Origin of the sequence: Micromonospora yasonensis (assembly GCF_026013475.1) — a bacterium.
Taxonomy (GTDB): Bacteria; Actinomycetota; Actinomycetes; order Mycobacteriales; family Micromonosporaceae; genus Micromonospora; species Micromonospora yasonensis.
The window spans coordinates 36,693-45,502 of sequence record NZ_JAPDPH010000033.1 but is presented as its reverse complement, the minus strand read 5'-3'; the positions used below and the strand labels follow the sequence as shown (position 1 = coordinate 45,502).

Annotated in this window: 8 protein-coding genes; all 8 read right to left on the bottom strand. The window is 73.1% G+C overall.

The window, feature by feature from the left end; all coding sequences use genetic code 11:
• On the bottom strand, positions 1-708 hold a 708-nt coding region (locus ONA70_RS10170), incomplete at its 3' end, for a Cdc6/Cdc18 family protein (RefSeq protein WP_265006110.1).
• Positions 709-1,108: 400 nt separating this feature from the next.
• Complete coding sequence (locus ONA70_RS10165) at positions 1,109-2,131, bottom strand: class I SAM-dependent methyltransferase (protein ID WP_265006109.1); 1,023 nt, start codon at positions 2,129-2,131, stop codon at positions 1,109-1,111.
• 370 nt (positions 2,132-2,501) lie between these two features.
• Positions 2,502-3,488 carry a lysylphosphatidylglycerol synthase domain-containing protein gene (locus ONA70_RS10160; protein WP_265006108.1) on the bottom strand — a complete coding sequence of 329 codons (987 nt, stop codon included), beginning with the start codon at positions 3,486-3,488 and terminating at the stop codon, positions 2,502-2,504.
• The gene (locus ONA70_RS10155; RefSeq protein WP_265006107.1) at positions 3,485-4,591 is read right to left on the bottom strand and encodes an endonuclease/exonuclease/phosphatase family protein; all 1,107 of its coding nucleotides are present in this window, start codon (positions 4,589-4,591) and stop codon (positions 3,485-3,487) included. The genes ONA70_RS10160 and ONA70_RS10155 overlap by 4 nt, the downstream gene beginning before the upstream one ends.
• Entirely contained in the window at positions 4,588-5,610 is a 1,023-nt protein-coding gene (locus ONA70_RS10150; protein ID WP_265006106.1) for a glycosyltransferase family 2 protein, read from the bottom strand. The genes ONA70_RS10155 and ONA70_RS10150 overlap by 4 nt, the downstream gene beginning before the upstream one ends.
• 1 nt (position 5,611) lies before the next feature.
• Complete coding sequence (locus tag ONA70_RS10145; protein WP_265006105.1) at positions 5,612-6,631, bottom strand: glycosyltransferase family 2 protein; 1,020 nt, start codon at positions 6,629-6,631, stop codon at positions 5,612-5,614.
• Positions 6,628-7,764, bottom strand: coding sequence for an endonuclease/exonuclease/phosphatase family protein (locus ONA70_RS10140; protein ID WP_265006104.1), 1,137 nt, complete (start codon positions 7,762-7,764; stop codon positions 6,628-6,630). Before ONA70_RS10140 ends, ONA70_RS10145 begins: the two co-directional genes overlap by 4 nt.
• A complete protein-coding gene (locus ONA70_RS10135; RefSeq protein WP_265006103.1) occupies positions 7,761-8,792 on the bottom strand; it encodes a glycosyltransferase family 2 protein in 1,032 nt (343 codons plus the stop codon). The genes ONA70_RS10140 and ONA70_RS10135 overlap by 4 nt, the downstream gene beginning before the upstream one ends.
• Positions 8,793-8,810: the final 18 nt, after the last annotated feature.

Genomic DNA, 8,810 nt, shown 5'->3' with positions numbered 1-8,810 from the left:
TGCCAGGAAGGCGTCCCACAGCAGCTCGGTGGCTTCCTTGCGCTCGGCCTCGCTCGCGTCCTCCCGGGTGAGCTTGTTGAGCCAGACCAACTGGTCGTACGCGTTGTCGCCGGAGCCGAACCAGTCCAGCCCTTCACCTAGCATGACGCGACGGCCGAACCGCCACGACACCAGGCCGTTCAGGATGAGGGGCGGTGCGTACTGGGCGGCAAGGCTCGCTCCCGGGACGCCGCCCATTCCCGGAATCGCGCCGCCGACATCTTGCACGAGGTTGCCGAGAAAGGTGCGGAGTTGGTCGAGGCGCCGCGCGTTCTCCAGCGCGGTCCGGATGGCCAAGCGGGCAGCCGGACCGGGGGAGTCGATGTGGGCGGAAATTGCCACCTGAGCGGTGACGAAGCGGGGGAACGGAATCGTACGGTAGCCGGCAGCGTTGCGGTTGAGGTCGAAGGCGAGCAGCGACAAGACTTCCCAGGCGGTGGTGCTCTTCAACGTGCCGCAGTTGACGCGCGCGTAGGGAACCTTACCCTGGAGTTCGCTCTGCAGAATGTCCAGCAGCGCAGTCTTTCCGCAACCCTTGGGACCCGTGAAGATCAGCATCGGCGTGCGGCGGGTGGTCGGCTGGCCCTTCAACTCCGGCCGGGTCGCGAACTCACGGACAATCGCGAGTGCCCGATCCCTACCGCGCAGGTCGGACGGGTCGTTAGGCATTCACACCCACCTGAAGGAGTACGAGTTGACATTGTCGCGCCAGCGGTCTTGCCACGCCTCCTGAGGGATCGTACGGGCCCCGGACCTCTCTGCACTAGTACTCCAGCCGTAGTCGCTTGATCTGTCATTTCGGCAGCTCAATGCCATTGGGCCTGCGGCGAAGTCGCCAGCGATTCAAGGTCGTCCGTCGATACTGCTGTCGGTTCGGTTCGTCCTGTATAGAGGATGATCTGTGAGGGTGGGCCGTGAGGCGTGGGGATCGGCCGCCGTGGATCGTGCCGCCCGCCCGGGCCCGGCAGCGCCGTGCCGGCCACACTGGCACGGTGACCTGTACGGACAGGGGGCGCTCGGCGCCGACCTGTCCGCACCGCGCGGCCGCCACGGCGCTGTCCGGGATGGCTCAGTCCGCCCCGACGCGCAGCCAGAACGAGGCGGGAAGGAACTGCTCGGTCAGCCCGATCCGGCGCCACAGCGGGGCCGCCACCTCGCGCAGCTCCGGGTCGCCGGCCACGAACGCGTTGGGCAGCTCGACCTGCCAGCGTTCCGGTGCGGCCAGCAGGAACGCGGCCAGCAGGTACTGCTCGTTGTAGTGCCGGTGCCGCCACTGCGGCGGGTAGTCGCGGGGGAGCATGATGTCGTGCACCTGCACCAGCACGCCGGAACGCAACCGGGGCAGCGCCTCGAAGAAGAAGACCGTCACGTCTGAGCCCATGAAGCTGCGGTGCGATCCGTCGAAGAACAGCACGTCGCCCGCTTCGAGCTCGTCGAACAGGCTCAGGTCGGCCCGTTCGAGCGGGGCTCGGACCACCTCGTCGCAGAGCACGTCGACGCTCGCCCGGGGCGCCGGGTCGATCGAGGTGATCCGGGTCCGCAGGCGGTGGTCGCGTACCGCACGGCGGGCGAACTTGGTCGAGTTGCCCGAGCCGATCTCCACGTACCGCTTCGGGTCGTGCTCGACCAGGAAGCCGTAGAGGGCCAGGGCGTCCAGCGGCGGCAGCCAGCCGTTGACCCAGTACGGCGCCCCGGAGTCGAGATCGCCGCGCAGCGGGACGGCGGCGAGACGGTCACCGTGGTCGAGGAAGCGCCGCAGCCGGGCCGCGTACGCCTCCCGCCGCCGGTCGAGCAGTTCAGTGAGGCCGGGGTGGTCGGGGCGGCCGTAGCCGAAGCGCGGCTCCGAACGGACCGGGAAGTCCACGAAGATCGGCCGGCGCAGCCCGAACGCGGACAGCAGCAGCCCGTGCAGCAGCGGCCGGCGCTCCAGCCGGGCCAGGGGACCGGCCAGGAACGGCAGGGCAGAGAGCACCTCTACCCCGGAGGCGGTGCTCAACGCGCTGCGCAGCCGGCGGGTGGCGCTGCGCAGCCCGCCGCCGGTGACCCGGGGCGGAGCCGGCAGCCGGTCGGTGGGCCGGGAGGTGGCGGTCATCGGATTCCTTCCGTGGATACTTGGGCCTTCAGGCCGAGGGGGGAAACGGAACTCCCGCGGAGCAGGACATGCCGATCCGTCGCCAAGGCGGATGGCCGTCTGTCCACATGTGACCGCAGGGGTTACGAACAAGTGTGCTAACGTGTGGGCCTTGTCCAGGACTGTGCGGCGGGCGTTCAAGTTGCGCTGCGGCAGGAGCGGGTCGGCTACCCACGCGACCTCGGCGATGCTGACCGGGTGGAAGAAGCGTCTGCCTGTGGAACTGGTGTAAGACCTCAATGGGAATCCTCCCGGACGGGGCGGCCGGCAGTGAAGCAGGAAACCTCTGCGGCGACCCAGAGAATCCCCTCCCGATCGGGAGGGGAGGAGGTCAAGAGGGCGATCCTTCGAGACGACGACGGTCGGCGGTCGGGTGGGGCCGCGAGGCGGTGGGGGGATCCGGCGGGCCGGCCCGGCGGCCGGTGGCCGCGAGCAGGGCGAGCACGACAGCGGTCGAGCCGATGTCGCCCACGGTCAGCAGCACTCGGCTCAACGCGACCAGGGTCACCAGGTCGGGTCCACTGACCAGGGTGGCCACCGTGAGCGCGAGCGCGACCTCGCGTACGCCCAGCCCGGTCGGCAGCACCACGGCGCACAGGCCCGCGACCACGGAGAGGGCGAAGCCGCCCACGCCCAGCGGCAGCGCCGGGCCCGGATCGGCGCCGAGAGCGACGGCCAGCACGGTGACGTGCAGCCCGCTGATCAGCCAACCGAGCACCATCAGCCCGGTCGCGCCGAGCAGCGCCCGCCGCCCGGGCAGCAGCGGCCCGGCGTCGCCCCGGCGCAGCAGCCGCGCGGCGGCGCCCAGCAGCCGGGCCAGCAGATCCGGGGCCAGCACCGGCGCCGCGGCGGCCGCGCAGGCCGGCAGCAGCAGCCACCACCACGGGCTCTGCGCGAGCAGCCAGGGCAGGGCCAGGACGCCGACCAGCACACCGGAGACCGCGGCGAGGCCCTGGCTGGCCAGGAACGCCGCGGCGAGCCGGGTCGGTGGCTGGCGCAGTGGCCGCGCCATGGCGGCGTGCGCCACCGTCGGCCACACGCCGCCGGGCAGGTAGCGGGTCAGCCCGGCGAGGAAGTAGACCCGGGTGGCGTCGCGCAGCGACAGCCGGGTGCCCAGCCCGGCGAGCAGCACCCGCCAGCCGACGAAGCCGGGCACCCCACCGACCGCCGCGAGGACCCCGGCGGCCAGAGCGGCGGCCCAGCCGACGGCCCGCAGGCTGTCGACCATCCCGTGCCGCACCCGCCAGATCTGCCAGCCGAGGAAGACCAGCACGGCGGCGTATCCGGCCAGACGCAGCGCAACCCGCGCCCGGCTCACCGGGCACCGCTCAGCGAGAGTACGACGTCCTGCACCTGGTGGTCGGACATGCCGCGGGCGTCCCGCAGCCGGTACCGGTGCACCGTCCAGTCGGAGGAGACGAACGTCCAGTCCAGCCGCCACCACCGCCGCCCGCCGATCGTCCACGACGTCGGGTACGCCGACCCGCTGGCCCGGCCGGCGTCGGTGAGCCGGTCGGTGAGCCGCCGCAGGTCGGCCATGGCCGGGCTGGTGTTCAGGTCACCGGCGACTAGCACCGGGTTCGGGTTGCGGTCCAGGTCGGCGGCGAGCGCCCGGTACTGCGTCTCCCGCCGCTGGAAGAACTCATGCCGGCGCCGGTAGAACAGCTCGCGCAGCGGGCTGCTCAGGTCCAGCGGCACCAGCACGTGGGTGTTGTAGACCGACACGATCCGCCCCCGCACGCGCAGGTCGGTACGGAGCGACTTCACCTCCCAGTAGTCGGTGCGCCAGTCCGAGCCGGCGGGTGGATCGGCCGGCAGCGCCACCACCGCGACGACCGGGAACCGGGTGACGGTCACCAGTTCGCCCCGCAGCACCACCTGGTAGCCGGGGAACTCCCGGCGCAGCCGGGCCAGGTCCGCGTCGCGTCGCGCCGGGTCGTTGTCCGGCTTGTACTCCTGCAGCAGGTAGATGTCAGCGTGGCGCGCGGTGAGCGAGCCGTAGAAGACGTCCGCGTCGTCGGTGGCGTTCCACACGGTCGTGTTCCAGGAGACCAGGCGCACCGCGTCCGGCGGCGCGGATGGCGGGGTGCGCAGCACGGCCAGGTTCAGTCCCGCCAGATCCCCACCGAGCAGCAGCCCGGCCACCGCGAGCAGCGCCACCCGGGCGTGGAACCGCCCGGCGACCACGGCCAGCACGAACAGCAGGCCCGGTACGGCGACGAACGCCAACGGCGGGATCAGCTCCGGCGCCAGCCACAGCCACCACCGGCCGCTGAGCAGCCGGTGCGCCACCACGAACGCCAGCCACGCACCCGCCAGCCCGGTCACCGCCCGCCCGGCGCCCACCCCGCCCCGCCGTCCGGCCGGATCCTGACGGATCGCCACCGGGGCCGTGCCGACCGGCGCCTGCACGGCGCTCACGCGGCCACCGCCGGCTCCTCGTAGAGGCGGCGGAACCGGCGCGAGAGCAGCCACTGGAGCAGTCCCACCGCCACCCCCACCCCGATGGTCAGGCTCACGACCAGGTGCAGGCCGGCGAAGGCGACCGTGTAGCGCGGGCCGCGGACCTGCCGCACGTAGCTGTACATCCGGGCGTCGCTGAACAGCCAGAGCATCAGCAGCAGCACCGGCACGGCGGTCGACGCCGGGCCGGCCAGCAGCGGCAGCGGCGCGGTGGCGGCGGCCAGCCACGAGGCCAGCCCGGTGCCGGACTCGGCGGAGGTGACCACCCCCACCACCCGGCGCCGGTGCAGGAAGAACGGGATGTGCACCCGGGTGCGGGTGAACACCTTGCCCAGCGCGATCCGCAGCGTCGCGTCGTCGTCGTGTCGGCCGATCACCCGGCTGGTCATCCGGACCTCGTACCGGTCGGTGAGCCGCTCGCTGACGTCGGCGCCCTCGCTCTGAGTCAGCCGCGGGTTGAACGGGCCCACCTCGGCCCAGATCCGGGCCGGCACGGCCAGGATCGCCGTCGACAGGAAACCGGTGATGCTTCCCTCGGCGGCGCGGAAGTACCAGTGCCGGTACAGGTTGCGGTAGTCCTTGGTGAAGGTGCCGTCGATCAGCGGGACTGTGTCGTAGTTGCCGCAGACCGCGCCGACGCCGGGTTCGTCGCGCAGGATCGCCACCGCGGTGGCGACCGCGTCCGGAGCCAGCGCGACGTCTGAGTCGACGAACATGAGGACCTCCCCGGCGGCGGCCTCCGCGCCGAGGTTGCGCGCCACCGAGGGGCCGCTGTTGACCGGCGTACGCAGCAGCCGCACACCGGGGAAGGAGCGCGCGACGGCCACCGAGTCGTCGGTGCTGCCGTCGTCGACCACGATCACCTCCACCGGCCGGTGGGTCTGCCGGCCCAGCGCCTCCAGACAGAGGCGCAGCGTGCGGGCGTAGTTGTAGTTGGGCACGATGACCGAGACGAGTGGGGCGGAGACGACCACCACCTCACCAACCTTTCGAGTCGAGGGGACGGGCGGCGGGACGCGACGACGGCCCGAACGACGGGTCCACGGCGGCCCGGACCAACCCGACCGCGGCGCCCGTGATGAGCGCGACGTTGACCAGCAGATGGGTGCCGATGGCCCGGGCGAGGAAGGCCCAGCCGCCGGCCCGCCACAGCAGCGCCACCAGCGGCGGGTCGGCGGCGGCGAAGACGGCCAGGCAGAGCAGCGGTACCGCCGCCCCGTACGGCGCGAGCAGCGCCACCGGCAGGGTGAGTACGGCCAGCCCGGCGGCGAGCACGCCAAGGGTGGGATTCAGCGCCAGGCCCCGGCGGCGGTACCGGTTACGCAGCGACCAGCGCAACAGCTGGGCCCGGCGGTACTGCTCAGCCAGCAGGGGCAGCAACCGGTCCGCCTCGTCGTGCCAACCGACGACCGTGTCGGTGAGCCGGATCCGGTAGCGGGTCAGCAGCCGCTCGCTGTACTCGTCGTCCTCGGCGCTGCGCAGGTTCTCGTCGAACGGGCCGAGGTCGCGCAGCACCGTACGCGGCACGGCGGCGAGCGCGAACACGGCGGTGTCCACCGGCCCGACCGCCCGGGTCAGCGCGGCGTGCAGATGCAGTACCCGGTACCGCTCGACCGGTCCGTCGTCGATCAGCGGTTGCGGGGCGTAGACGCCGTAGACGCAGCCGCAGGCCGGATCGGCGGCCAGCATGGCCAGGGCGTTGGCGACCGCGTCGGACGCCAGCGCGACGTCGGAGTCGAGGAAGAAGACCACCTCGCCGGTGCTGGCCGCCACGCCGGCGTTGCGGGCGGCGGACACCCCGCCGTTGACCGGTTGGACCACCACCCGGACGCCGGCCGCCGCGGCCACCGCCCGCGAGCCGTCGGTGCTGCCATCGTCGACGACCAGCACCTCCAGGGGCGGATGGGTCTGCGCGGCCACCGAGTCCAGGCAGCGCCGCAGCGTCTTGGCCGCGTTGTATACCGGGATGACGACCGAGACGGTCGGTGCGGGGTTCACGACGCCTCCGGTACCGAGATCAGGGCGGTCTGGGGGCGGTGGTCGGAGAGCCCGTGCGGATCGCCCAGCGCGTACCGGTGCACCCGTACCGAGCTGGAGGTGAGGGTCCAGTCCAGCCGCCAGGCCGCGGGCAGCCCATCGGCCGGCCAGCTCGTCGGGTATAGGTCGGATCCGGCGTCCACGGCGTCACGCAGCCGGCCGCGCAGCCACCGCAGATCGCCCATCGCCGGCGTGGTGTTGAAGTCACCGGCGACCAGCACCGGGTTCCGGTTGGCGGCGAGGTCCGCGCGCAGCCCGGCCAGCTGCGCGCGCCGGGCCGCATCCCGTTCCCGCACGTACGCCAGGAAGCGCCCCGGCGCCAGGTTCACCTGCACTGGCAGGTGCACGTTGTACGCCGACAGCACCCGGGCACCCACCCGCAGGTCGGTGCGCAGCACCTTGGCGGCGGTGAAGACCCGCCCGAAGTCGGCGTCCGGGTCCGTCGCGACGTCCGCGTCCGGGCCGATCGCCGGCCGGGCCACCACCGGGTACCGGGACAGGGTGAGCAGCTCACCCCGGGCGACCAGGGTGTACCCGGGAAACGCGCGGCGCAGCCGCTGCGGGTCGGGGGCGGGCCGGGCACCGGCCAGCCCGGCGGCGTCGTCCCAGTAGAGATGCTCCTGCAACAGATAGACGTCGGCCCGCTGGGCGACGAGGAACCGCAGGAACGCCTCCGGGTCGTCGTGCTGGTCCCAGTAGCCGGTGTTCCAGGCCAGCACGGTGACCGCCCCTGGCGGCGGGGTGGGATGGGACGCCCACGCGTGCCGGTTGAGTCCGGCGTCGGGCAGGCCGAGCGCGAGCGCCGCGGCGGCCGCGCTCAGCACCGCCGCCGCCGGCCGGGCGGGCAGCGGCCGGCGCAGCATCCGCGCCGCCGGTACCGCCGACGCCAGCGCCACCGGCACCAGCAGGTACGCGACCGGCGGCACCAGGTCCGGCAGCAGCCAGAACCACCAGCGTCCGGTCAGCGCCCGGTGCAGCCCGATGAAGAGCAACCAGCCGAGCGTCACCGGGTACAGCAGGCGGGTGGCCCGGCACCAGCGGCGGCGCGGCGGCCCGGTCGGTGCCGGGGCGGAGGGGCGGGCGAGCATCCTCATGCCGGCACCCGCTCGGCGGGACGCGGGCCGCCCTCGTAGAGGCGACGGAAGGAACGGGAGCAGAGCCACTGCGCCGCCCCGGCGGCCGCCCCGGCGGCGATCGCCAGGTTGATCACCCACTGCACTCCGACGAAGGCGGCCAGGAGAACCGGCTCGCGCCGCCGTGCGACGAACCGGTACATGCCGGCGTCACAGGCCAGGAACACCAGGCCCGCCGCCAGGGGCGGCACCGCCCCCGGTGGCCCGGCCAGCAGCGGCAGCGGCAGGGCCAAGGTGCCGAGCAGCGCGCTGACGGCCGCCCACATCCGGGCCGCGGTCTCGAAACCCCGCGCGGCGCGGCGGCGGTGGGCGTACAGCGGCATTCGCAGCCGGCTGCGGTGGAACACCTTGCGCAGCATCGGCCAGAGCCGGTCGTCGTCTCGGTGCCGGCCGTGGATGGCGTCGGTGAGCCGGATCGGATACCGCTCGGCCAGCCGTTCGCCGTACTCGACCTCCTCGGTCTGCCGCAGCCCCTCGTGGAACGGGCCGATCTCGGCGAACACCCGGGCCGGCATGGCGCAGATCGCGGTGAACAGGAAACTGACGTCGCCCAGCGAGCTGATCCGCCACCAGTACGCCTGCAGGCACCGGCACTCCTGCACGAGGCTGTCGCGGACCAGGGGGACCTCGTCGAGGATGCCGCAGATCGCGCCGGCCGCCGGGTCCGCGGCCAGCAGCCGTACCGCCCGGGCCACCGTGTCCGGTGGCAACTCCACGTCGGAGTCGACGAAGAGCAGGATCTCACCGCGGGCCCGGGCGGCCCCGACGTTGCGGGCCAACGCCGGACCGCCGTTGCGCGGGGTGGAGACCACCGGCACGCCGAGCGCCCGGGCCACGGCCACCGAGTCGTCGGTGCTCCGGTCGTCGACGAAGACGATCTCGGTGGCGGGATACGTCTGGGCCAGCAGCGCAGGCAGGGTCAGCGGCAGCGAGTCCGCGTGGTTGTAGTTCGGTACGACGACGGACACCGTCGGGGTGTGCGCGGTCATTGCTCTCCTTCGACGAGG